Source organism: Rahnella sp. 1L-D-7-B-C2 (genome assembly GCF_057290995.1).
The window spans coordinates 496,325-520,012 of sequence record NZ_JBXAVQ010000001.1 but is presented as its reverse complement, the minus strand read 5'-3'; the positions used below and the strand labels follow the sequence as shown (position 1 = coordinate 520,012).

The 23,688-nt window shown below is 51.2% G+C and carries 21 protein-coding genes; 15 read left to right on the top strand and 6 right to left on the bottom strand.

Annotated features, from left to right (window positions below):
- Window positions 1-102 precede the first annotated feature (102 nt).
- The 5 genes from AC0Z7K_RS02285 to AC0Z7K_RS02265 all read left to right on the top strand — a co-directional run bounded on the left by AC0Z7K_RS02285 (window position 103) and on the right by AC0Z7K_RS02265 (window position 2,810).
- A complete protein-coding gene (locus tag AC0Z7K_RS02285; RefSeq protein WP_413528367.1) occupies window positions 103-582 on the top strand; it encodes an Hcp family type VI secretion system effector in 480 nt (159 codons plus the stop codon).
- 15 nt (window positions 583-597) lie between these two features.
- The gene (locus AC0Z7K_RS02280; RefSeq protein WP_485612598.1) at window positions 598-1,488 is read left to right on the top strand and encodes a hypothetical protein; all 891 of its coding nucleotides are present in this window, start codon (window positions 598-600) and stop codon (window positions 1,486-1,488) included.
- Window position 1,489: 1 nt separating this feature from the next.
- Entirely contained in the window at window positions 1,490-1,945 is a 456-nt protein-coding gene (locus AC0Z7K_RS02275; RefSeq protein WP_485612597.1) for a DUF1240 domain-containing protein, read from the top strand.
- Complete coding sequence (locus AC0Z7K_RS02270) at window positions 1,942-2,106, top strand: hypothetical protein (RefSeq protein ID WP_485612596.1); 165 nt, start codon at window positions 1,942-1,944, stop codon at window positions 2,104-2,106. The genes AC0Z7K_RS02275 and AC0Z7K_RS02270 overlap by 4 nt, the downstream gene beginning before the upstream one ends.
- Before the next feature lie 266 nt (window positions 2,107-2,372).
- On the top strand, window positions 2,373-2,810 hold the full coding sequence (locus AC0Z7K_RS02265) for a hypothetical protein (RefSeq protein ID WP_485612595.1): 438 nt from the start codon (window positions 2,373-2,375) through the stop codon (window positions 2,808-2,810).
- A 96-nt stretch (window positions 2,811-2,906) separates the two neighbouring features.
- Here AC0Z7K_RS02265 and moeB read toward each other — a convergent pair whose 3' ends face one another.
- Both moeB and moeA read right to left on the bottom strand, forming a co-directional pair.
- Complete coding sequence (gene moeB / locus AC0Z7K_RS02260) at window positions 2,907-3,668, bottom strand: molybdopterin-synthase adenylyltransferase MoeB (protein WP_485612594.1); 762 nt, start codon at window positions 3,666-3,668, stop codon at window positions 2,907-2,909.
- 2 nt (window positions 3,669-3,670) lie between these two features.
- Complete coding sequence (gene moeA, locus AC0Z7K_RS02255) at window positions 3,671-4,912, bottom strand: molybdopterin molybdotransferase MoeA (RefSeq protein ID WP_485612593.1); 1,242 nt, start codon at window positions 4,910-4,912, stop codon at window positions 3,671-3,673.
- A gap of 247 nt (window positions 4,913-5,159) precedes the next feature.
- On the opposite strand from moeA, the gene AC0Z7K_RS02250 reads away from it, so the two are divergent.
- From AC0Z7K_RS02250 to AC0Z7K_RS02235, 4 genes are all read left to right on the top strand, one after another.
- Entirely contained in the window at window positions 5,160-5,393 is a 234-nt protein-coding gene (locus AC0Z7K_RS02250) for a DeoR family transcriptional regulator (RefSeq protein ID WP_056769160.1), read from the top strand.
- Window positions 5,394-5,607: 214 nt separating this feature from the next.
- Window positions 5,608-6,807, top strand: a complete 1,200-nt coding sequence (locus AC0Z7K_RS02245) for a DUF6361 family protein (RefSeq protein ID WP_485612592.1) — start codon at window positions 5,608-5,610, stop codon at window positions 6,805-6,807.
- Entirely contained in the window at window positions 6,801-8,576 is a 1,776-nt protein-coding gene (locus tag AC0Z7K_RS02240) for a phospholipase D family protein (protein WP_485612591.1), read from the top strand. The genes AC0Z7K_RS02245 and AC0Z7K_RS02240 overlap by 7 nt, the downstream gene beginning before the upstream one ends.
- Before the next feature lie 2 nt (window positions 8,577-8,578).
- Window positions 8,579-11,755, top strand: a complete 3,177-nt coding sequence (locus AC0Z7K_RS02235) for a helicase C-terminal domain-containing protein (protein WP_485612590.1) — start codon at window positions 8,579-8,581, stop codon at window positions 11,753-11,755.
- A 54-nt stretch (window positions 11,756-11,809) separates the two neighbouring features.
- Here AC0Z7K_RS02235 and tsgA (AC0Z7K_RS02230) read toward each other — a convergent pair whose 3' ends face one another.
- Together tsgA (AC0Z7K_RS02230) and xapA are read right to left on the bottom strand one after the other, a co-directional pair.
- Window positions 11,810-13,006, bottom strand: coding sequence for an MFS transporter TsgA (gene tsgA, locus AC0Z7K_RS02230; protein ID WP_485612588.1), 1,197 nt, complete (start codon window positions 13,004-13,006; stop codon window positions 11,810-11,812).
- A 9-nt stretch (window positions 13,007-13,015) separates the two neighbouring features.
- Entirely contained in the window at window positions 13,016-13,849 is an 834-nt protein-coding gene (gene xapA / locus AC0Z7K_RS02225) for a xanthosine phosphorylase (RefSeq protein WP_485612587.1), read from the bottom strand.
- Window positions 13,850-14,008: 159 nt separating this feature from the next.
- Here xapA and AC0Z7K_RS02220 point away from each other — a divergent pair, with 159 nt between their 5' ends.
- Window positions 14,009-14,929, top strand: coding sequence for a LysR family transcriptional regulator (locus tag AC0Z7K_RS02220; protein WP_485612586.1), 921 nt, complete (start codon window positions 14,009-14,011; stop codon window positions 14,927-14,929).
- Between the two features lie 36 nt (window positions 14,930-14,965).
- On the opposite strand, the gene tsgA (AC0Z7K_RS02215) is transcribed toward AC0Z7K_RS02220, so the two are convergent.
- On the bottom strand, window positions 14,966-16,165 hold the full coding sequence (gene tsgA / locus AC0Z7K_RS02215) for an MFS transporter TsgA (RefSeq protein ID WP_485612585.1): 1,200 nt from the start codon (window positions 16,163-16,165) through the stop codon (window positions 14,966-14,968).
- Window positions 16,166-16,443: 278 nt separating this feature from the next.
- On the opposite strand from tsgA (AC0Z7K_RS02215), the gene AC0Z7K_RS02210 reads away from it, so the two are divergent.
- From AC0Z7K_RS02210 to gsiD, 5 genes are all read left to right on the top strand, one after another.
- A complete protein-coding gene (locus AC0Z7K_RS02210; protein ID WP_485612583.1) occupies window positions 16,444-17,445 on the top strand; it encodes an isoaspartyl peptidase/L-asparaginase family protein in 1,002 nt (333 codons plus the stop codon).
- Window positions 17,442-19,310, top strand: coding sequence for a glutathione ABC transporter ATP-binding protein GsiA (gsiA, locus tag AC0Z7K_RS02205; protein ID WP_485612581.1), 1,869 nt, complete (start codon window positions 17,442-17,444; stop codon window positions 19,308-19,310). Before AC0Z7K_RS02210 ends, gsiA begins: the two co-directional genes overlap by 4 nt.
- A 70-nt stretch (window positions 19,311-19,380) precedes the next feature.
- Complete coding sequence (gene gsiB, locus AC0Z7K_RS02200) at window positions 19,381-20,937, top strand: glutathione ABC transporter substrate-binding protein GsiB (protein ID WP_485612580.1); 1,557 nt, start codon at window positions 19,381-19,383, stop codon at window positions 20,935-20,937.
- Between the two features lie 121 nt (window positions 20,938-21,058).
- Window positions 21,059-21,979 (top strand): glutathione ABC transporter permease GsiC, encoded by a 921-nt coding sequence (gene gsiC / locus AC0Z7K_RS02195; protein ID WP_413528386.1) that lies wholly within the window; start codon window positions 21,059-21,061, stop codon window positions 21,977-21,979.
- Window positions 21,980-21,987: 8 nt separating this feature from the next.
- The gene (gene gsiD / locus AC0Z7K_RS02190) at window positions 21,988-22,908 is read left to right on the top strand and encodes a glutathione ABC transporter permease GsiD (RefSeq protein ID WP_485612578.1); all 921 of its coding nucleotides are present in this window, start codon (window positions 21,988-21,990) and stop codon (window positions 22,906-22,908) included.
- Between the two features lie 207 nt (window positions 22,909-23,115).
- Here gsiD and AC0Z7K_RS02185 read toward each other — a convergent pair whose 3' ends face one another.
- Entirely contained in the window at window positions 23,116-23,586 is a 471-nt protein-coding gene (locus AC0Z7K_RS02185) for a type II toxin-antitoxin system PemK/MazF family toxin (RefSeq protein WP_485612577.1), read from the bottom strand.
- Window positions 23,587-23,688: the final 102 nt, after the last annotated feature.

Below are 23,688 nucleotides of genomic sequence, written 5' to 3'. Positions count from 1 at the left end.
GAGCTTGCATTTCAAAAAAAGCAGGAACAAAATTATACTGTAAAACATTTCATTAATATTTGTATGGTTATTATCAATTCATATTATTGGTAAGGGACTAATATGGCAAACTTAACCTATCTCACGTTAAACGGGCAAACACAGGGGCTGATCTCTGGCGGATGTTCTTCTATGGATTCAATTGGTAATAAAGCGCAAATAGGGCGTATCGACCAGATCATGGTCTACAGCATGAAACACACCTTATCTCGCGCGCAGAACGTTAATCACCACGTTGTAACCCTCCTCAAACCAATAGATAAATCCACGCCATTGCTGGGAAAAGCTATTTCAGATAATGAAATAATGACCTGTGATTTAGAACTGCACCGCATTAACAAAACCGGTATGGGAGAGTGTTATTTCAAAGTAAAGTTAACCGGTGCCCGCGTAACGAATATCGATTTTATCGTGCCGCACAGCATTCTCGAGAGTAATGCAGAAGCGCAGGAAAGAGTGAGCTTCAGTTATGAAACGATCACCTGGGAACACTGTATTGCGGGCACCAGCGCATACAGCCTGTGGAATGAACGGGTTTACTGATCAGGGATGATGAAAATGACAGAACTCAGAGGTGCGGATTACTGGCGACGGATGAATGAAGGCAAACGTATATTGCGGGGAGAAGATACCTTCAGTTCTTTCCCGAGCATAAACCCGGTACAACGAGATATGGCATTCACAAATAGCACTTTCATTACCGAAAGCCGTTACATCATGTTGCTAACGTTAGAGGAGGCAGAGAAGGTCACCGATGAACTGCTCGGTGAAGTAGACGAGTTTTTTTCTAACAAACTGGCACCCGGTAACATCAAAGATATTCTTGAAGGCAGTAGCAGTATTGGCAAGCTGATGACATTCGAGAATTCTGCGGGAGACATCGCATTTCGTTTTAAGTCGCTCGGTATCAGAGCGATTGAATACACCTTTAAGGGCAAGACCTATATAAAAATAACCGGCTATCCGGGTATGCGCCGGATTCTGGAAGGCACACGATACGCCGTAGATCATCCGCAGATGCTGGAAATGGGCATCGGGATCCGCGGGTTGGGAAGTGCGCTGATAAAGGGCACAAAATTCTGTATTTTTGCCTCACTGGCCTGGCGAGCGATTGAACTTATCTTTAAATCCGACTACGACCTGGTCGATTTTCTCGGCGATATTACGATGGATGCGGCCAAGGCGGTGGTGGCGAGTGTGGTTATCGGAGTTATTGCTGGTGGAATATTGACTGTATTCAGTTTACCAATAGTTGTTACCACAATCATAGTAATTGGGGTAGGCGTAGTGCTAAATGCGGATTTGAACGCATTGGATGAGCATTTAGGATTATCAATAAGTCTCAAAGGAAAAATGCGCACAGCTTTGGTAGAGTATCAAAAAATGAACGAACGGAATTTTCGTAATGGGAATCCGATTTTCAGTCGTCCGCCAGGAATCAGGTATTAAAATGGAAAAAAGTAATGCTAAAAAATGGATTTTATTTAAAGGCGCATCGTTCTTATCGATAGTATTATCATTGGGGTATATTTATTCTGTTGTTCTTCTTATGGATATATTTAATACAAAAACATTAATCATACAAGGTGATACTATCGAATACAGTGGTAAAATTATAATTTGCATTGGAGGTATTCCTCTATTTATATGGTTATTCTTTTTTTCATTAAAAATGTTATTTAAGAAAGGCATTCAGCCTTTTAAAAGATACACTACGATAGGTTATATTTGGATGGTGCTGAGTGTAGGTTGTTTTATTTTAGGTTTTATTGCATCTTTCATTATTCCCTTTATCTTAATGGCATCCCCTTATACCTCATGTAATATTGGAAAGTATAGCAGTTACTATGTGATCAACCCGGATTTGTGCAAAACCATTGTTCCTGACCAAAGGGTGAAAAAATGACAGAACCCAGAGGTGCGGATCACCGGCGGCGAACGAACGACGGCACACGATACGCCGTAGATCATCCGCAAATGCTGGAAATGGGCATCGGGATCCGCGGGCTGGGAAATGCGCTGATAAGGGGCACAAAATTTTGCATTTTTGCTTCACTGGCGTGGTGAGCCATTGAACTTATCTTTAAATCCGACTACGACCTGGTCGATTTTCTCGGCGATATTACGATGGATGCCGCCAAGGCGATGGTGATTATTGTTGCAGGCATTTTTTTGAATTTTTCTTTAAACGAGTTAGATGACAACGTGGGGTTATCTGTAACTCTAACACAAGAGTTACGAACGGCTCTGGTGGAATATCAAAGAATTAACGAATGGAATTTCCAATACTCGGGTCAGTTACTTAATAGTCGTTTCGGAAGGCAATGTTAAAAATGAATAATACTGACTCTATAAAATGGTTATTGTTTAAAGTAGGGGCGGTTTTAGTAATGGTTTTCTCGGTGATTTATATCTATTTTACAGTTTCTTATATGAAAGGATATAATTTTTATTCTCTGATTACATTAGGAGATGTAATTGAATATAATGGCAAGATTATCATTTGTGCTAGCGGTATCCCTATTATTGTTTTGGTGTTCTTTTTTTCGCTACGTCTCCTGCTAAAAAAAGGCGTCGATCCGTTAAAAACCTCCACTAGTTTAGGTCTTATTTGGGGGGGGCTGAGTATGATTTCCATATGTATAGGATTAATTTCCTCTTTTATTATTCCATTTATCTTAATGGTGTCGCCTTATACCTCATGCAATATAGGAAAATATAGTAGCTATTACGTGATTAAACCGGAGTTGTGCAAAACAATCACCCCGTAAAACTGGCAGTCATATGACCATAAGTAGCATTATTATTTAACGGGCGGAGTGAAACCGCCCGTTTTTATCTGGGGGCTTATAGAACCTGATTTTCTGTCAGCATTCCCCACACACCTCGCAACGCGGATCTTTCATCAGCTTCATCTCACGAAACTGCATCGTCATAGCATCGAACATCAGCAGTTTTCCGCGCGGAGTGTCACCGAATTTTGTCAGCAGCTTGATGGTTTCCATCGCCTGCAAGCTGCCGATGGTGCCGACCAAAGGTGCCATGACGCCTGCCTCGACGCAGGTCAGCGCATTTTCCCCGAACAACCGGCTGAGGCAGCGATAGCAGGGCTCCTGCGGCTGAAAGGTGAAGACGCTGAGCTGACCTTCCATACGAATGGCAGCGCCGGAGACCAGCGGTTTTTTCTGCGCGAAACATTCACTGTTTAGCTGATTTCGCGTCGTGACGTTGTCTGTGCAATCGACCACCACATCACAGGCGGCGATAAGTTCGCTCAGCATGTCGTCATCTGCCTGCGCATTGACCTGATTCAGACGGGTATGCGGATTAATTGCCGCCAGCGCCAGCGCGGCAGATTCCACTTTCGACATACCGATCCGCGCATCGGTATGTAGCGTCTGGCGTTGCAAATTGGAGAGCGAGACTGTGTCAAAATCCAGCAGCGTCAGTGTGCCGGTGCCGGCAGCGGCCAGATATTGCGCCGCCGCGCAGCCTAATCCGCCCAGCCCGACAATCAGCGCATGGCTGGCTTTCAGCTGTTCCTGGCCATCAAAATCAAACCCCTTCAGGACGATCTGGCGGTTATAACGCAGGGTTTCGGCGTCCGTCAGTTCCGGCAGCGTCGTCATATTCAGCTCCGCAGCAGGGCGTTGAAAGGTTCGATTTCGACGATTTCACCGGCGGTGACATTATCGCGCTCACGTTCAAGCACGATAAAGCAGTTGGCCTGACTGAATGAACTGAAGACGTGCGAACCCTGATGGCCGGTGGTGCGTACTTCCAGCTGGCCCTGTGCGTTGGTGCTGAAAATGCCGCGCTGAAAATCGAGACGACCCGCCGACTTTTTCAGTGGCGTGACAGCGACAGCCTGCAAACGTGGCGGAAACTGCCACGCGGTGTGGCCAGCCAGCTGTGCAATAAACGGCTGCACCAGCTGATAGAACGTCAGCGCCGCAGAGACCGGATTTCCTGGCAGGCCGCAGAACCAGCTGTCTTTCAGCTTGCCGAAGGCGAAGGGTTTGCCTGGCTTCATTGCCAGTTTCCAGAATCCGATTTCGCCCAGCTCGTCGAGCATTTGTTTGGTGTAATCGGCTTCGCCTACTGACACGCCACCGCTGGAAATCACCAAATCGGCAAACGCGTTGGCTTCTTCAAACGCTTTGCGCAGCGCCTGCGGATCGTCGCGAATGATACCCAGATCCAGTACGGTACAGCCCAGCTGTTCCAGCATCAGACGTACCGCAAAACGGTTGGTGTCGTAAATCTGGCCTTCCTGCAGCGGCGTTCCGACCGGTTGCAGTTCATCGCCGGTCGAGAACACGGCAACTTTCAACGTTTTCCACACCTGAACCTCTGTCACGCCGAGCGACGCCAGCAGCGGCAGCTCGGCCGCACCCAGCCGCACGCCCTGCGGCAATACGCTATCGCCCTGTCTGATGTCATCACCTGTCAGGCGGATGTTCTGACCGGAGAAGGGCTGATGAGTAAAACGAACGCCAGCATCCGAGACTTCCGCCTGTTCCTGCATGACGACCGCATCTGCCCCTTCCGGCACAGGTGCGCCGGTCATGATGCGGATACAGGTCCCCGCAGGCCATTCACCATGGAAGGGCGCACCGGCAAAGGCTTTGCCTGAAACCGGTAATACCGCGCCGTCGTGCAGATCGGCACAGCGCACGGCATAACCGTCCATCGCGGAATTATCGAAAGGGGGAACAAAAACCGGCGAAAGCACCGACGCAGCGGTAATGCGGCCACTGGCGGTATTGAGTGGAACGGATTCGGCGTCCCGTGCTGTTTTTGGCGGAACGTGGCCGCGCATTTTATCCAGCGCTTCCTGAAGTGAGATTAAACCGGCGGTATTGAATTCCATGAAAATTCCTTAGTGATAACGTCCCGCCGGCGCGGGTGATTTCACCGGAGGCCGGGCGGAAAAATAGAGCATGCGCACAGTATGACAGAGAAACGGGACGAACCAAAAATCGCTGTAGGCGTAAAAACTTCACGGGGATTGTCGAAAAATTGAGATCGATCCCAAAATTAACAATGTAACGCAGGTATCATGATTACCGTTATTTGTGACTTCCGTCACACAACTGTCATACAAACAGGAATAACCAGTGCTTAAAAAAAATCGCCATCAGGCCATCCTTCAGCTGGTTGAACAGCATGAAGTGTTACAGGTTAGCGAACTGGCACAATCGCTGGATGTGAGTCTTGAAACCATTCGCCGCGATCTCAGCGAAATGCAGGATAAAGGTTTGATCCTGCGTCGCCACGGACGCGCACGTCGTCTGGTCGCTCAGCCTCAGACATCCTGGCTCAACAGTTTGCAACGCTGCCCTCAGATGTGACCGGGTAGTAAGAATAAAAAAGGGAAGACAATTCAATGTCTTCCCTTTTTTTATTGGGGCAAAAAAGAGTTAAGCTAAATCAGCCAGATGCCGATATGCTTTTATATCCCTACTTTTATGCGTTGCATGGATGCAGCCGGTCGTGTAGTCCTGAATACCGACTTCAGCCATGTATCCCCGAAAATAATGTTGATAACGGCGAGCTGGTATAGCGATGATAAAGAGCCAATTTGGTTGGGTGGATTTTTCCGCCAGCGACCGAAGCAGGGTGCAATATGCACTGAAGCAACTTTCAGAGCCTGGCACCCTTGATGAATTGGGTATTGGCGGTCTGCGTGATGGTTTTGCTGATTTGATGTTTCCCGGATTTTCGACAATTCAGACCCGCGCAAAGTACTTCATAACAGTTCCACGAATTCTCAGAGATTATCTTGCACTCAGTGCGGTAGAAAGGCGTAAGTTGTCCCCTGGTGCGTATCTGAAGGAGCATGAAACCTATGTGGCCGACGCGCTTAAAGCGGCGCATCCAGATGGTGAACAGAAAGGCATTATCGGAGTCACTATGGAGGATGGCCAAACAGTGGCCAGATTACCTTCCTCGGTTTACTGGGTGGGATTACGCACCTGGGGGCTTGTGAATAGCCATGCTTCGCTCAATCAGTTTCTTCATACCTTCACTCCCCAAGATGAATTCTCCGGTAGCCTAAGCCTTGATGAGCCTGACGATGTTGATGCAGGCACAATTATCAATCGCGTCAATATTGATCGTTACATTCCCGACTGGCGCAAGCACTTAACCATAACGCTAACCTCATCTGAATCGGATTTTTTGAGCAATAAACTCAGAACCGGACCCTGCTACAGCTTGCCGAGGCAATTCGAACTGTGTGATTTACGTGCTCAGGCTTTGATCCATACTGATTTTCCTTCTCTTGCGGCCTGGATTGGCAGATGCAAAGTGCTGCCCGCTCATACCCGGCAAACGGTGAAGATGGCGCAGGCATTCAGTGAACTCATTTATGGGGCTCACCTGCGTTTCAACATCGTATTGGCTAAAAAGAATAAGCGAAATGACCTGTTGGAAAGTCTTGAGGAAAAATGGGAGGCCTGGCGTCAGCAACCGCAAGGGGTACCTGATGATATTGATATGTGGATCGCCCGAACCGACGTCCGTCTCCGACACCACACCAGAGTTTTCTTGAAGAAATGGTGTGTTGAAGCGCCCCGCAAAGGCAGCGAAGATTTACTTGACCTCCTGGTTGTGCGGCAGGCTGATGATAATAAGAAAGAGCGATCGGTTCTTCATAAACACCTTCCGGAAAGTTACCAGTGGGTTGGAATTGAGAGACTTAACTATCGCTGGTGGCAGGTGCGCACTATCTTAACGGATATTCAGGAAGGACAATCATGCTGAACCCGGGAAAGGATCGTATCGACTATGGCGAAAAACTGCGTCCTCCTGCCGGATATACACTCAGTTACGCGCTCGCGACGAGTTATTCATTAGAGCTGGATACATTGCTTGCTGTACCGCTGGCGCTGTCATTTAACAGCACGCTGGACGATGCGGAAAAAATTATTGGCGAAAAACTCGTGCTGCTTGAAGGGATTCATCAGTTGAAAGGTCGTATAAAAGTTTTCTTCCAGCAGGGAAACATTAAGCTTCCTGATACATCCAATAAACTTTATTCCCTGCTGGAACATTGTCTGGTACCGATGGTACCAGAGGGTCCTTTCAGCTCATTTCATCCTAAAATCTGGCTACTGAGATTTGTCAATGATGCTAAGGACGTGCAATACCGTCTGATCGTTTTATCGCGAAACCTGACCTTTGATCGCAGCTGGGATTTAGCCTGTACGCTGGAAGGGCGGGATTCTGGCAAAACCACTCAGGAAAATGACGGGTTGATAGCCTTGCTAGGCGATCTCGCACCCTGTGCGAAAGATTTCTCAACAGCTTTCAGACTGTTTAAAAAAGAATTACCCAATGTAATGTGGGATAAACCCACTGGCTTTCAAAGTCTGAAAACTCTGTATGGCAGAAAAGGACAAGTTCCGCTGGAATACGGGCTGGGCACGGACACGGTTTTGGTTATCTCGCCTTTCATTCACCGTGAAGCGCTGGCGATGCTCAAAGAGCGGGGAACCCGGCACTGGTTGTTCAGCCGTGGGGATGAACTGGAACGGATTGGTGAAGAGGATCTGCAAGGATGGGAATGTTTCGCGTTGAATGACCGTCTTATAAACGGTGAAGATGAACTCGAAAAAGCCAAGCAGCAAAATCTGCATGCCAAATTAGTGTTGTTGCAAAATGGCCGCACTTGTCACTGGCATATTGGATCCGCTAACGCAACAAAAGCGGCTCTTGGTGATAGAAAACATGCCTCGCCGCGTAATACCGAATTCATGTTGCGGATGTCTGGTTCGGCTCAAAACGGCTCCGCTGAAAAGTTGCGCGAAGAATTGGTGGGAACAGAAAAAAAGCCAGCCGGTATTTTCATTCCCTATGTTTTCGGTTCTTATTTGCCGGATGAACAATCCGAGTCAGAAGAGGTGAGCAGAAAACTGTTGCACGCGCTCATTTCGGTTGATTGGAATGTGGTGGCAACCCATGATGGCGATGAACTTTATACCGTTACCGTCAGCTACCCTGACAGTCTCCCTCTTTACTCTGCCACTATCGATGTTCGGCCACTGATCATTGGCCATTCTCAGCCTCTGCAAAACGTCATGGTATGGGAGAGATTGCATCTCACACAAATCAGCGCGTTTCTTATCCTGACCGTCAGTACACCGGAAGGCAACGTAGAACAACGGGTGATCAAAGCGAGTCTGGACATTGACGGAGGTGATGACCGGGAGCAGAAAATATTCTCCAGCATGATCGACAAACCTGGCAAATTGCTGTGGTACATCCAAATGATGTTACAGCCTAATGCCGAAAAAATGGAATGGCTGGCGGTAGAGCAAAATATGCAGCTGTCTGGTGAGGAGGAGACGGCTTTGAGCACTGTTTTTGATGGACCAATCTATGAATCTTTACTTCGCTGCGCCTCACGTCAGCCAGAAAAACTGGCCAGAATAGAGTCGGTTCTCACGCATTCAAGCGCATTAAACGCACAAATGCCGAAAACGTTTAACATGCTCTGGGCTCATTATCGTGCGTTTTTGGGAAATATATAGCGATGAGTGATACAAACTCCTCCCATGGAGAAGCCTGCGGTAAGCTGCAGATTACACTAGAGAGTTTGAAGGATTTTCAGCGTGCTACGGTCTCTCGGATTGTCCAGTTGTTTGATGACCCTGAGCACAGCCACCGCATTCTGGTGGCAGATGAGGTGGGCCTCGGAAAAACAGTGGTAGCCAAAGGTGTCATCGCTTCACTTTTGCTTAAGTGGCGTGAATCACGTCCTTTTCGTGTCGCTTATATTTGCTCTAATCTTGGATTAGCCAACGAAAACCGCAACAAACTGGCAGTATTTAAAGATAAAGCTGATTTGGCCAAATGGGTGCGCGAGCCTTCCTTTTCTCGCCTGGCAGAAGTGGCGTTGTTGCCAAAAAAAGATAATCAGAAGGCGGCGTTGCTGGAGATCTGTTCGCTCACGCCCGGCACCTCATTTACTTTGACATTTGGGGTTGGGAATCGTCGAGAAAGAGCCATTATTTTCACGGCATTAATGCTTCACCCTGTTATTAAACCTTTGCGTGAGCGATTAAATAACGTATTCCGGCAAAATGTCCAAAATAACTGGGAAGTGGATATCAGCAATGTTGAGTCGTATGAATTCAATATGGATATTGTCAGGGATTTCCATCAGAAATTGCATTTGCCGCTGGCGGGCGCAGAACAGACTCCACTGGATATTCTGAATGAGATTGCCACACAGTCTGGGCGTGCTTACAGCGCAATTCATCACTCTATTTTGCGTGATTTGCGGCAATTATTCACTGCATCCTGTGCAGCCCATTTACAAGCCGATTTATTTATTCTTGATGAGTTTCAGCGATTTGAAAGTCTGCTTGATCCCTCAGTGGAAAATGAGCAGGCGGTTATCGCCCAACAGGTTTTTGCGAAAACGCAGGGGCAAAAAATTTTGCTGCTTTCTGCCACACCGTTTAGGGCAATGAGCACAATTGCTGAGGATGAAAAGGACGACGGGCATCTGACCAAACTGCAGAAGATCCTTGAGTTCCTCAATCTTTCCCCGCTGTATGACTACGAACCCGCAAGAAAATTACTCCAGTCAGAATTGCTGCGTCTTGGGTTCAATGAGACCCGCGTTGAGGAACTTCAGGAGGCACCACGTCAGGCTGTAGAACGCCTTCTGCGCCCGCTGATTTCGCGTACCGAACGCAGTCAGATTGCAAAAGATGTTGATGGGTTAATCCGGGATTTACCGCTCGAATGTACTACAGAGCTTTGCGCGGATGACATCCGTTCATTCATTGAATTGGATCAGTTAGGACTATTGCTTCAAAAAAACGGGGCGCACGGCGTTTCGCGACAAATCCTCGATTTTTATAAATCTGCGGCCTGGCCGCTCTCGTTCAGCACCGGATACAGCTTGCAGGAGACGCTGAAAAAACAACTCGAAAAAAACACTGACGTTACTTCTCAACTGCGTAAAAGCAAGAATCTTTGGCTGCCGACCAAAAAGATTAAAAACTTTGAGCTTAACCTGGCAAAAGATGCACCCAATCCCAAAGTACGTGCCCTGGTGAAGCATTTATTTGGCGACAGTAAAAGAAGCGGCACGGAAATGTTGCTATGGATGCCTCCTTCCAGGCCTCATTATCCATTATCTGGCTATTTCGCAGGGCATGAAAACTTCACCAAAAGTTTGCTGTTCTCTGCGTGGGCGATGGTGCCGAGGATGCTGAGTGGCTTACTCAGTTATGAATCGGAACGACGCGTGCTGGGAAGACGCAGGGGTCCTGAAAATTATTTCTCGCAAACCGCTAATTCCGGACCAGATTCAATGGGGCAACTGATCAAACTCGATAAGGGTGATCTGGCCAATTGGTCTTTGTTATATCCGGCTAAAGTTCTTATTGATTTTCCGCCGGAGAATGGAAAAGCTTCGCTTGAACAAATTATAAATACGCGAACTGAATATTTTCAGAATTTACTTGCTCCTTTGAAGGGAAATCACGAAGGAGGTCGCAACCGGAATCATTGGTATTTGTTTGCCCCGATGCTGCTCGACCAGAGGTCTGCACCCGGTATGTATCAACAATGGATTGAGCAGATGAAATCCATTCCAAAGCTTTCAGAGGGTATGTGTAGTCGTCTTGATGAGATTGAAGGAAAGTTTGGGCGTCTCGATGAACTCGGTGAAATGCCGGATGATCTGCCGGACTATCTCGCCCGATTATCCGTAGGTTCTCCAGCTGTCTGTGCTTACCGTGCCTTAATGCAGTACTACCCTGAGGAAAACGCGGGAAATCATGCAGGCCGACTCGCGCTGGCCTTTATCAGCTTGTTCAACAGCGTGACAGGCAGTGCTGTGGTCAGAAGAATGCGCAATAAGCAACACTGGCGCAGTGTGGTTGATTATTGCGCGCAGGGCGGAATAGAGGCGATGCTGGAAGAATATTTCTACATGCTTTTTCCCGCATCTAAAAGTATTGATGACATGGTAAAGATTGTCGAATCAGTATTACGGCCTTCCCATTCAAATGTGAAAGTATGGAAGCCAGGCAAAAGAGAAAATAATATAAACCTGCGCTGCCATTATTCTGTTCCCTTAGGAACGCAAAAATCTAGTGATGAAGCCGGGCAGGTGCGGGTCATTAATATTCGTGAGGGCTTCAATTCTCCTTTTCGGCCCTTTATTCTGACATCGACGTCTATCGGGCAGGAGGGGCTTGATTTTCATTGGTATTGCAGTGAGGTAATTCACTGGAATCTGCCGAACAACCCAATTGATTTGGAACAACGTGAAGGCCGCGTGAACCGCTACCAGTCGTTGGTGATCAGACGGCGACTGGTACAGGCGATGTCTAAACAAACTGAGAAGCCAGCTTCCTGGTTCGCAATGTTTGCTCAGGCAGAAAAAAAGTCGACGCAAACTGATCTTGTGCCTTACTGGCACTATCCTGAGGGGGATGCACAAATTAATCGCGTGGTTCCGCGACTGGAGTTAAGTTACGAACATCAGCGTTATCCGCAAATGTTGAAAATCCTTTCACTTTACCGTCTGGCATTTGGTCAGCCAGGGCAAAGCGAACTGCTTGAACATCTGAGAAAGCTTAAGCTTGGGAATGAGGCTCTTGAAACGCTAAAAAACCGGCTGATGATTCAGTTGGCTCCAGTACTGTATGCATCTGAAATCCAGACGGAGCAGGAGACTGAGCAATGAGAAAAGGGAAGACAATTCAATGTCTTCCCTTTTTTATGCATCAAATCAGACTGACTAATGCGCCGGTTGTTGCTCCAGTGCTTCGGCCTTGCTGTTTACTGAGGCGAAAATCAGCGCGACCAGCAGGAAGACGTAGGCGATGGTCGCGGTGTTAAGCGCCCAGAACAGGCCATATTTGCTGTACACCAGAGACGACAGTGTAGAGAAAATTAACGTACCGATTGTGCCGATGGTCAGCAGTGCGGAGGTCAGCGTTGGCGGTGAGTTTTTCACTTGCAGGCTGCCGTAGCTCATGATGCCGGAGAACAGACCGGAGTTGCAGAAGCCGAACAGACCCGCGCAAATCAGAATCAGTGTGCTATTTCCGCTGTTGGCGGCAGTCGCCAGGCAGGCCAGCCCGACCACGGCGGAGAGCAACAGGTAAGTGCGTAGTTTGACGAACCGCACGGTGAACTGGTTCACAAACAGGCCAATAGATTTCACCGTCCAATAGGTGGTGATGTAAAACGCCGCGCGGTCCGCCGCCATACCAAAATGCTCTTTCAGCCAGCTCGGCAGCCACATGGTGAAAATCGGCTCAGCCAGCAGGAAGGCAAACAGTGCAAAGCACAGAACCCATACCGACATTCCCCAGTTTTGCTGCTCGCTTTTCGCCACGGAGCGGGTCACTGCCGCCTGCGGAATCGACGGGAATTTCTGCCCGACGCACAGCACAATCATCGCCAGACTCAGCACCGCCATCACGCCGTACATGGCCAGCCAGCTTGCGCCGTGCTGGAACAGATAGCCCAGCAGCAGGGATAACACCACACCGGCCAGCGCAAAGAAAAAGTCGGTGAGGATTAAGTTCGCCGAGCGTTTCTTCGGGTCTTCATTAATCCGCACCACCAGATAGCTGCCGATGGACATCATGATGCCCGACGCTGCGCCAATCAGAAAAACGCCGATGCCGAACATGGTGATGGTCGGCACCAGAAACAGCGCGATACAGGTCAGCACGGAAACCGCCGACCCGGTGATCAATTGCTTACCCAGATTAAACCGGCGCATCAGTACGCCGCTGACCATGATCGGCAGGAACAGACCGATATTCATCAGCGTAAACATCTGGCCGATAAAGGCCGGATCTTTGCCAAACGCCTGGGAAACCGGGCCAATAACAATGCCGAGCGTGGAAACCAGCGCACCGGTAAAGAAGTAACTCAGCCAGGAGATCATATTGATCCGCCGGCGGTTGAAAGTCTGTTCCATAGCCATTCCTTATTTTGCGGTCGCGGACAGGTCAGCGAAGAAGGCGCGGATCAGGCGGGTGAAATCGCCCACGGCCAGTTTGGCGCAGCTCAGGGTTTGTTCGTGTGAAAGCGGCGTATCGGAAAGGCCTTCGGCGAAGTTGGTCATGGCGGACACTGCCAGCACTTTCAGGCCGCAGTGACGGGCAGAGATCACTTCCGGCACGATGGACATCCCGACCACGTCGCAACCTAAGGTTTGCATCATGCGGATTTCCGCCGGAGTTTCGAAGTTAGGGCCGGTATAGGCGGCGAATACGCCTTCGGCGACGTCGATGTCCAGCGTGCTGGCCACCGCGTGAAGTCGGGCGCGAAGATCTTTGTCATAGGCGTTAGCCAGGCTAAAGAAGCGCGGCCCGAAGCGGTCATCGTTCGGGCCCGCCAGCGGGGATTCCGGCATAAAGCTGACATGGTCGGTCAGGGCGACTAAACGGCCCGGAGCCACTTCTTTACGCATTGAACCGGCGGCGTTGGTGGCCAGCAGGAATTCACAACCGAGCAGTTTGAAAGTGCGCACGGCGCTGGTCATCACCGACATGCCGTGGCCTTCATACATGTGGCCGCGACCTTTCATACACATCACCGGAACACCTTCCAGCGTGCCCAGCACCAGCTCACCGGCGTGGCCGACCACGTTGCTCTGCGGGAAGCCCGGCAGTTCGCTGTAGGGAATGGCGATGGCGTCGGTCATGTCATCACATAAAGTGCCGAGGCCGGAGCCTAAAATCAGCGCGGCCTTTGGAATAAAGCCGGGGGCGCGCTGGCGGATAATTGCTGCGCAGTCGAAAGCGTTGTTATTGAGCATGATCACTTCTCTCATTTTTCACAGTAGGTAGGAGTTACCGGCAATGCTAGGGTGAGCGGCCTTTCAGGTCTAATACCGTTGATGGCCGGGATTTATAGTCAAAACCTATAAATCTAATGAGCTAATATTTAAGGATAAATGAATGTTCCGGAGACATGCATGACGCGACCCTTTACCGATTCGGTGTTCGATCTCGGCCAGATCAACCTGCGGCTTTTGCACTATTTTCGCGTTGTGGGGGAAGAGCTGAGTTTCAGCAAAGCGGCGGTGCGCCTGAATATGTCGCAGCCGCCCCTCAGCCTGCACATCAAAGAGCTGGAAGTGATGCTCGGTACGCCGTTATTTTTGCGCACCACGCGGTCGGTTTCCCTGACGCCTGCCGGTGCGGCGCTGATGCGCGAAGCCGGGCTGATGCTCGACAGCATCAACCGCTCCCTGCATCAGGTGCGAAAAATCGGGCGCGGGGAAGTGGGGCATATTCAGTTTGGCACGGTCGGCACTGCCGCCTGGGGGCCTCTGATGCCTGCGCTTAACCGCTTTGGCCAGAGCGCGCCGGAAATTAGCTGGTCGATTACCGAGCTGACGCCGGTGCAGCAAATCGATGCGCTGCAACTGCAAAGGATTGATATCGGTATCTGGCGCGAAGCCAAGGTGACGCTGCCGCAGGGGTTATCGAGCAAACTGATGGGGCGGGAAAACGTCGCGCTGGCGATCTCAGAGCAGCATCCGCTGGCGGCGAAAAACAGCGTCGGGCTGGAGGAACTGGCGCATGAGGATTTTATTCTGATGCCGATGAACAGCTCGAGCCTCGGCGGATATCTCTATTCGATGTGTCGTCAGCACGGCTTTCTGCCGCAGGTCAAACATCAGGTGAATGAACCACAAACCGCGCTGGCACTGGTGGCGAACGGTTATGGCATCACGCTGCTGCCGGAAAGTTATGCGCGGATCCACTGGCCGGGGGTGCGTTTTTGCGCGCTAAGTGAAAGGTTGCCAGTCGATCTGTACGCGATGTATCAGGCGGATTCGATAACACCGGCGGCGGCTCGTTTTCTGGATTCACTGGACGGGGAAGGCTGAAGTAGCAGGGCCGAAGCCCTGCTGTAATCGTTGAGTTTAGTGTGCGGAAACTTCGTGGTTAATCTTCTCGGCCTTACTTTTCAGGCTGGCGAAAATCACCATCAGCACCAGCAACGCGTAGGAAATGGTCGCGATGTTCAGCGCCCAGAACAGACCGTACTTGTTGTAGATGAAAGAAGAGAACGACGCGAAAATCAGCGTGCCGACGGAGCTGGTGGTCAGCAGTGCGGAAGTCAGCGTTGGCGGTGAGTTTTTCACTTGCAGACTGCCGTAGCTCATCAGCCCGGAGAACATGCCAGAGTTGCAGAAACCGAACAGACCGACCGCAATCAGTACCAGCAGCTCGGAGTTGCTGGTGGTCAGCACGCTCAGGCTGGCCATACCCACTACCACTGACACCAGCAGGAAGGTGCGCAGTTTCACAAAACGGACGGTGAACTGGTTGAGGAACAGGCCAATCGCTTTCACCATCCAGTAAGTGGTGATGTAAATCGCGGCACGATCAGTTTCCATGCCGAAATGTTCATGCAGCCAGCTTGGCATCCACAGCGTGAAGACCAGTTCAGTAAACACGAACGCGAACAGTGCGATACACAGGAAGAACACTGCAATTCCCCATTTCTCCTGCGCGACGTTGCTGTTTTTCTCGGTTTTCACCGGCTGAACCACGGTCGGGAATTTCTGGCCTGCGCACAGCAGGATCATCAGCAGGGCCAGTACGCCCATGATGCCGTACATCGCCAGCCAGCTTGCGCCATGCTTGAACAGGAAGCCCAGCACCAGTGAGAGCGTCATACCGGACAGCGCGAAGAAGAAGTCTGTGAAAATCAGGTTCGCCGAACGCTTTTTCGGATCGTCATTGATGCGCACCACCAGATAACTGCCAATGGACATCATCAGGCCGGCCGTTGCGCCAATCAGGAACACGCCGACGCCAAACAGCGTGATAGACGGAACGATAAACAGCGCGATACACACCAGCACGGAAATGAAGGAGCCGGTCATCAGCTGTTTGCCCAGATCAAACTTACGCATCAGGATGCCGCTGACCATAATTGGCAGGAATAAACCGATGTTCATTAAGGAGAACATTTGCCCGATGAAACCCGGATCTTTGTTGAATGCGGTTGCCACGGGCCCGATAACGATACCGAGAGTGGAAACCAGTCCACCGGTAAAGAAGTAACTGAGCCAGGAGATCACATTGATCCGACGGCGGTTATAAACAGTTTCCATCACTGATTTCCTAAAAATAAAAAATATAAAAAGGCCGCAGGAAGCTTAGCCAGAGGTGCTTTTATCCACGGTTAGGACGTTTATTATTCCCGTTCTTTAGTCATTTGTCTTGGATGTTTATTCGATCCCCTTATTTAATTTTCTCAAACAATCTAAGCAATTAGCGCTGTATCGGTGGTTTTACATTTCTGCTTTACATACTGTAGCGGGCTAAATATAGTCAAAAACAGGTCCGCATTTCTCTTTACATAAATACAACAACACAGGGTGCAGTGCTAATGAGTTCTTCTACTGATAATTCAGCGGCTTCCGTTTCGAACAAGAAGCGCCCGGTCATTGCGATTCATGGCGGCGCTGGCGCGATTACCCGTGCGTCGATGAGTGCCGAAAAAGAACAACATTATTTAGCCGAGCTGGAACGCATTGTGTCCGGCGGGCAGGCCATTCTTGCCGCTGGGGGCAGCGCGCTGGATGCGGTGACAGAAGCGGTGCGATTGCTGGAAGAATGCCCGCTGTTTAACGCCGGAAAGGGCGCTGTTTTTACCCATCAGGGCACCCACGAATTAGATGCCTGCATTATGGATGGCCGCACGCTGGACGCCGGTGCCATCAGCTGCGTCAACCATATCCGCAATCCGATCCTCACCGCCCGCAAGGTGCTTGAAGTCAGCCCGCACGTGATGTTTACCGGCGCAGGGGCAGAAGCCTTCGCCCGCCAACAGGGGCAGGAAATGGTCGGGGCGGAATACTTCTTTACGCAGGAGCGTTACGACCAGCTGCAGCGAGCCATTGCCGCCGACAGTGGCGTACTGCTCGATCACGACGGCGCATCGCAAAGCGGTGATCCGCTTGATCCCGAACGCAAATTTGGCACCGTCGGTGCCGTGGCGATGGACGCACTGGGCAATCTGGCGGCGGCGACATCCACCGGCGGTATGACCAACAAACAGGCCGGACGCGTCGGGGATTCCCCCATCATCGGTGCAGGCTGCTATGCCAGCAACAACACGGTGGCGATTTCCAGCACCGGTACCGGCGAAGTATTTATGCGCACGGTGGCGGCCTATGACGTGGCGGCCCTGATCGAATACGCCGGTTTAACGCTGGAAGAAGCAACCCACAAAGTCGTGCAGGAAAAGCTGCTGCCGCTCGGTGGGATTGGCGGAATGATTGCCATCGATCGCTTTGGTAACGTGGCGCTGCCGTTTAACAGCGAAGGCATGTACCGTGGATTTGCACGCGTTGGCGATGCCCCCAGCGTCAGTATCTACCGTTCATGAATAATGCCATGAATCCCTTTCTTATCCTCCCGCCCGAGCGCGTTCTGGCGGTAAATAACCTCAGCGTGCAGTTCAGGCATGAGGGACAGGTGATCCCGGCAGTCAATAATCTGAGTTTTCAGGTGCGGCGCGGCGAAACGCTGGCGATCGTTGGCGAATCGGGTTCGGGTAAATCGGTGACGTCCCTGGCGCTGATGCGTCTGGTTGAGCAGGGCGGTGGCCTGATTTCGCAGGGTGACATGCAGTTTCGTCGCCGTAACGGTGAAGTGGTTGAACTGCTGGCCGCCTCGCAGTCGCAGATGCGCAGCCTGCGCGGTGCCGATATGGCGATGATTTTTCAGGAACCGATGACTTCACTCAATCCGGTGTTTCCGGTGGGTGAGCAAATCGCCGAGTCTATTCGTCTGCATCAGGGCAAAGATCACCGCGCCGCCCGTGCGGAAGCGTTGCGGATGCTGGATTTGGTGCGCATCCCCGAAGCCAAAAATATCCTCGACAGTTTTCCCCATCAGCTTTCGGGCGGGATGCGCCAGCGCGTGATGATCGCGATGGCGCTTTCTTGTAAACCAGCGCTGCTGATTGCCGATGAACCCACTACCGCGCTGGATGTGACCATTCAGGCGCAAATCCTGCAGCTTATCCGCGTGCTACAAAAAGAGATGCAGATGGGGGTGATTTTTATCACTCACGACATGGGCGTGGTGGCTGAAATCGCCGACCGAGTGCTGGTGATGCACCAGGGTAATAGTGTGGAAATCGGTGACGTGGCGTCGATTTTTCACTCACCGCAACAGCCTTACACGCAGGCGCTGCTGGCCGCCGTGCCGAAACTTGGTTCGATGAAAGGCAAACCGCTGCCTGCGCGTTTTCCACTGCTCGAACAGCCTGAAAGCGATCCTGAACTGGTGCAAAACACCCTGACGCCCGGCGCGCCGCCCATTTTGCAGGTGAAAGATCTGGTCACCCGGTTTGATCTGCGCAGTGGCATTTTCAACCGTGTAACCCGACGCATTCACGCGGTGGAAAAAGTCAGCTTTGATTTACATCCCGGCGAAACGCTGGCGCTGGTCGGTGAATCTGGCTGCGGAAAATCCACCACCGGCCGCTCGTTGCTCAAGCTGGTGAAGAGTCAGGGCGGGACGATCACCTTTAACGGCCAGCCGCTGACCGACATGAGCGGCAGTGCGCTGCAACATCTGCGACGTGATATTCAGTTCATTTTCCAGGATCCCTACGCTTCGCTCGATCCGCGCCTGACGGTGGGGTATTCGATCATGGAGCCACTGCTGGTGCATAAAATCGCTAAAGGCAAAGAGGCGGAAGACCGCGTGGCGTGGCTGCTGGAAAAGGTCGGACTGCTGCCGGAACACGCGCAGCGTTATCCGCACGAGTTTTCCGGCGGGCAACGGCAGCGGATTTGTATCGCCCGTGCGCTGGCGCTTAATCCTAAAGTGGTGATTGCCGACGAATCAGTCTCGGCGCTCGATGTGTCGATTCAGGCACAAATCATTAATTTACTCATGGATTTGCAGAAAGAATTTGGTCTGGCATTTCTGTTTATTTCGCACGACATGGCCGTGGTGGAGCGAATCAGCCATCGCGTGGCGGTGATGTATCTCGGGCAGATCGTGGAAATCGGCCCGCGTCGCGCGGTGTTTGAAAATCCACAGCACGCCTACACCCGCAAACTGATGGCGGCGGTGCCGGTGGCCGATCCAGCGCATAAGCGAAAAGAGCAGGCGCTGCTGGTCGATGAAATCCCAAGCCCGATCCACGATTTAAACGATGAACCGCGCGTGGCTCCGCTGGTACAAGTGGCGGAAGGGCATTTTGTGGCACGGCACGCCATTGCGGGTGTGTACTGATTTTTATGGCCGCTCATTTTGAACGGTCAATCTTGTAAGACAAACGGGTAAGACAGGAAAAGGAACTGACATGAATCAGCAGAAACGTAAAGGTAAGAACGTTGTTCGTCAGGCCGTGCTCGCTGCCGCTGTTTTCGGTTCGCTGGCGTCCGCCTCTGCGTGGGCAGCCAAAGACGTGGTGGTCGCCGTAGGCTCTAACTTCACCTCGCTCGATCCTTATGACGCCAACGACACGCTGTCGCAGGCGGTGGCTAAATCCTTCTATCAGGGACTGTTCGGCTTCGATAAAAATATGAAGCTGGAGAACGTGCTGGCGGAAAGCTACACGGTGAGCAAAGACGGTCTGGTGTACACCATCAAACTGCATCCGGGTATTAAATTCCAGGATGGTACGGATTTCAATGCGGCGGCGGTGAAGGTCAACTTTGACCGCGCCAGCAACCCTGACAGCCACCTGAAGCGTTATAACCTGTTTAAAAATATCGCCAGCACCGAAGCGGTAGATGACACCACGGTGAAAATCACCCTGAAAGAACCGTTCTCGGCGTTCATCAACATTCTGGCGCACCCGTCTGCGGTGATTATCTCTCCGGCGGCGCTGACTAAATATGGCAAAGACATTGGTTTCCACCCGGTCGGTACCGGCCCGTATACGCTGGAACAGTGGAACCAGACTGACTTCGTAAAAGTGAAGAAATTTGACGGCTATTGGAAGAAAGGCGAAACCAAACTCGACACCATTACCTGGCGTCCGGTGGTAGACAACAACACCCGGGCGGCGATGCTGCAAACCGGTGAAGCTGATTTCGCCTTCCCGGTGCCTTACGAGCAGGCTGCCTTGCTGGAGAAAAATCCGAAGCTGGATCTGGTTACCGCACCGTCGATCCTGCATCGGTACATCAGCCTGAACGTCACGCAAAAGCCGTTTGATAACGTCAAAGTGCGTGAGGCAATCAACTACGCCATCAACAAACAGGCGCTGATCAAAGTGGCGTTTGCCGGTTATGCCGTGCCGTCCGAAGGGCCTTTGCCACAGGGTATTGAGTACGCCGCGAAATTTAAACCCTGGCCTTACGATCCGGCCAAGGCCAAAGCGTTGCTGAAAGAAGCGGGCTATCCGGAGGGTTTCACCACCACACTGTGGTCGTCGCATAACAACAGCACCGCGCAAAAAGTTTTGCAGTTTACCCAGCAGCAGCTGGCGCAGGTGGGCATCAAAGTGAACGTGACGGCAATGGATGCCGCGCAGCGTGCGGCGCAGGTTGAGAACGTCGGGCAAAAAGACGCAGGCGTACGCATGTTCTACACCGGCTGGTCTGCCTCCACGGGCGAAGCTGACTGGGCGCTGTCGCCACTGTTCTCCACCCAGGCGGCTCCGCCGAAACAATTCGGCACGGCGTTTTACAGCAATGCGCAGGTGGATAAAGATCTGACCGACGCGCTGAAAACCACCGACAAAGCCGAGAAAGCCAAACTGTACGCCGATGCCCAGAAACAAATCTGGACCGATGCGCCGTGGGCCTTCTTAGTGACCGAACGTCTGGTATCAGCGAAAAACAAACGCCTGAGCGGTTTCTATGTGATGCCCGATACCGCGTTCAGTTTTGATGAAGCCGATGTGAAATAATTATCTCTGTTTTTACAGCGTTTCATTTTAGGGGAGGCACGGTGATGGGATCCCGCAGGGATGCCCACGCCGCGCTAGCCCCGTGTATCTCGGATGAACTAATGAACGTATCTGATTTGTCATGCTGAATTATTTTCTAAAACGACTGCTTGGATTGATCCCGACACTGCTGATTGTGGCTGTGCTGGTCTTTTTGTTTGTGCATCTTTTGCCAGGCGATCCGGCGCGGCTGATGGCCGGTCAGGACGCCGATGCCAGCGTTGTGGCGCTGGTGCGTCAGGACCTGGGGCTGGATAAGCCGCTGTATCAGCAGTTTCTCACTTTCTTTGGCAATGCGCTGACTGGTGATTTCGGTCATTCGATGGTCTCGAAGCGTCCGGTCATCGATGAAATCAGTTCCCGCTTTATGCCGACTTTCTGGCTGACGCTGACCAGTATGGTGTGGTCGGTGATTTTCGGGCTGGTGATCGGCGTAGTGTCTGCCGTCTGGCGCAACCGCTGGCCGGATCGTCTCGGCATGGCGCTCGCCGTTTCCGGTATCTCCTTTCCTGCTTTTGCTCTCGGCATGTTGCTGATGCAGGTCTTCTCCGTCCAGCTTGGCTGGTTGCCGACCGTGGGCGCCGACAGCTGGCAGCATTACATTCTGCCCTCCATTACGCTGGGGGCGGCCGTGGCGGCGATCATGGCGCGCTTTACCCGCGCCTCTTTTGTCGAGGTGATGCAGGAAGATTACATGCGTACCGCGCGGGCGAAGGGCGTTCACGAAGGCATGGTGGTAATAAAACACGGCCTGCGTAACGCGATGATCCCGGTAGTGACCATGATGGGCTTACAGTTTGGGTTCCTGCTCGGCGGTTCGATTGTGGTCGAAAAAGTCTTCAACTGGCCGGGGTTAGGGCGGTTGTTGGTGGATTCGGTCGAGATGCGCGATTACCCGGTGATCCAGGCCGAAGTGCTGCTGTTCTCGCTGGAGTTCATCCTGATCAACCTGTTGGTGGACATGCTGTACGCCGTGATTAACCCTTCAATCCGATACAAGTGAGCAAGCGCATGAAAAACTGGCGGCGAAATGCCGTACTCGCGGGTCTGCCGATGGTGACGGCAGAAACCGCTACATCACAGGCGGTAAGGACACCGTGGAAGGCGTTCTGGCGGCGTTTTCGCAGGCAGCATATTGCGATGATTGCGGGCGCTTTTATTCTGCTGCTGATAGCCGCCGCAATTTTCGCGCCGTGGCTGGTGCCTTTTGATGCGGAAAACTATTTTGATTACGACCGCCTGAACGAAGGTCCGTCGATGATGCACTGGCTCGGCGTGGATTCTCTCGGGCGTGATATTTTCAGCCGCATCCTGATGGGCACCCGTATCTCACTGACCGCCGGGGTGCTCTCGGTCGTCCTCGGAGCCGCCATCGGCACGGTCTTCGGCCTGCTGGCGGGATATTATGAAGGCTGGTGGGATCGCATCACCATGCGCATCTGCGATGTTTTGTTCGCTTTCCCCGGCATCCTGCTGGCCATCGCCGTCGTCGCCGTGATGGGCAACGGCATGTCGAACGTAATCATTGCCGTCGCCATCTTCAGTATTCCGGCGTTCGCACGGCTGGTGCGTGGCAACACGCTGGTGCTTAAGCAACAAACCTACATCGAATCCGCCCGCAGCATCGGTGCCTCCGACACCACAATCTTGTTCCGGCATATCCTGCCGGGTACGCTGTCGTCGATTGTGGTGTATTTCACAATGCGTATCGGGACGTCAATCATCACTGCCGCGAGCCTGTCGTTCCTCGGCATGGGCGCCCAGCCGCCGACGCCGGAGTGGGGCGCGATGCTTAATGAGGCGCGGGCCGACATGGTGATGGCTCCGCATGTGGCGATCTTCCCGAGTCTGGCGATTTTCCTGACCGTATTGGCGTTTAATTTGCTGGGCGATGGATTGCGGGATGCGCTGGATCCGAAATTAAAAAGTTAGTGTTTTGGGGGGAAGCCCCCAAATGTCCCATGTGTTCTTTGGAACGGGGGAAATGGGTGATTGTTTTATATTGAGTGAGCTTTAGCCCGCTGCTAATGCAGAAGCCCGATTATAAATAATCGGGCTTCGCGGTCCCTCAAGGGGAAAGGGTGAAGCTTAAAGGCCTCTAAGGGCAACACGAATATATTATCAAGGTAGAGAATAGGATCAAGCTGAAATTGAATCTTTAACTAAAAAAATGTTTGCGTTGATAGAACGAATCACCGCTATCTGGATTAATGTAACTATTTTATTAGGGATGCACTGCGATAATCTTCCACGATTATCTAATATCGGTTTATTCAGACGATTATTGCTGACTGTCTGAACCAGATCGCATTTCGCCCAACATGTTTTAGAACGAAAGTGCTTTAGATCAGCGATTAAACCTGATTCTAACTCGACATGTATCCCTTTACTTAACTTACATTCATTTTTTGTTGTTGATAAGGGGACAACTATCGAGGAATTGTTATTGAGTCTGCCATTGAGAACGATGACCAGTCTTTGTTTAATCATTTCTGGCGGCATGTGGGCATCAACCCTATCGGGGATAACGTTCCCGTTAATATCTATCGGGTAGAGTCCATAGTTACAGTTGAGAATCTGCCCGATTTTGGGTTTAAAGTTGATTGGCATTCGATTTCCTTTCTTTGCATTCAAAAAGAAAAGAACATATCGTGACTTATAATACCTGCCAATAACCGGTTCTGCTAAATACGAGATGTCTTCCAATAAATA

Bases quoted from the DNA above. Each gene is read 5' to 3' on its own strand.
- AC0Z7K_RS02285 (WP_413528367.1), top strand. From the start codon at position 103: ATGGCAAACTTAACCTATCTCACGTTAAACGGGCAAACACAGGGGCTG.
- AC0Z7K_RS02280 (WP_485612598.1), top strand. From the start codon at position 598: ATGACAGAACTCAGAGGTGCGGATTACTGGCGACGGATGAATGAAGGC.
- AC0Z7K_RS02275 (WP_485612597.1), top strand. From the start codon at position 1,490: ATGGAAAAAAGTAATGCTAAAAAATGGATTTTATTTAAAGGCGCATCG.
- AC0Z7K_RS02270 (WP_485612596.1), top strand. From the start codon at position 1,942: ATGACAGAACCCAGAGGTGCGGATCACCGGCGGCGAACGAACGACGGC.
- AC0Z7K_RS02265 (WP_485612595.1), top strand. From the start codon at position 2,373: ATGAATAATACTGACTCTATAAAATGGTTATTGTTTAAAGTAGGGGCG.
- moeB (WP_485612594.1), bottom strand. From the start codon at position 3,668: ATGACGACGCTGCCGGAACTGACGGACGCCGAAACCCTGCGTTATAAC.
- moeA (WP_485612593.1), bottom strand. From the start codon at position 4,912: ATGGAATTCAATACCGCCGGTTTAATCTCACTTCAGGAAGCGCTGGAT.
- AC0Z7K_RS02245 (WP_485612592.1), top strand. From the start codon at position 5,608: ATGATAAAGAGCCAATTTGGTTGGGTGGATTTTTCCGCCAGCGACCGA.
- AC0Z7K_RS02240 (WP_485612591.1), top strand. From the start codon at position 6,801: ATGCTGAACCCGGGAAAGGATCGTATCGACTATGGCGAAAAACTGCGT.
- AC0Z7K_RS02235 (WP_485612590.1), top strand. From the start codon at position 8,579: ATGAGTGATACAAACTCCTCCCATGGAGAAGCCTGCGGTAAGCTGCAG.
- tsgA (WP_485612588.1), bottom strand. From the start codon at position 13,006: ATGGAACAGACTTTCAACCGCCGGCGGATCAATATGATCTCCTGGCTG.
- xapA (WP_485612587.1), bottom strand. From the start codon at position 13,849: ATGCTCAATAACAACGCTTTCGACTGCGCAGCAATTATCCGCCAGCGC.
- AC0Z7K_RS02220 (WP_485612586.1), top strand. From the start codon at position 14,009: ATGACGCGACCCTTTACCGATTCGGTGTTCGATCTCGGCCAGATCAAC.
- tsgA (WP_485612585.1), bottom strand. From the start codon at position 16,165: ATGGAAACTGTTTATAACCGCCGTCGGATCAATGTGATCTCCTGGCTC.
- AC0Z7K_RS02210 (WP_485612583.1), top strand. From the start codon at position 16,444: ATGAGTTCTTCTACTGATAATTCAGCGGCTTCCGTTTCGAACAAGAAG.
- gsiA (WP_485612581.1), top strand. From the start codon at position 17,442: ATGAATAATGCCATGAATCCCTTTCTTATCCTCCCGCCCGAGCGCGTT.
- gsiB (WP_485612580.1), top strand. From the start codon at position 19,381: ATGAATCAGCAGAAACGTAAAGGTAAGAACGTTGTTCGTCAGGCCGTG.
- gsiC (WP_413528386.1), top strand. From the start codon at position 21,059: ATGCTGAATTATTTTCTAAAACGACTGCTTGGATTGATCCCGACACTG.
- gsiD (WP_485612578.1), top strand. From the start codon at position 21,988: ATGAAAAACTGGCGGCGAAATGCCGTACTCGCGGGTCTGCCGATGGTG.
- AC0Z7K_RS02185 (WP_485612577.1), bottom strand. From the start codon at position 23,586: ATGCCAATCAACTTTAAACCCAAAATCGGGCAGATTCTCAACTGTAAC.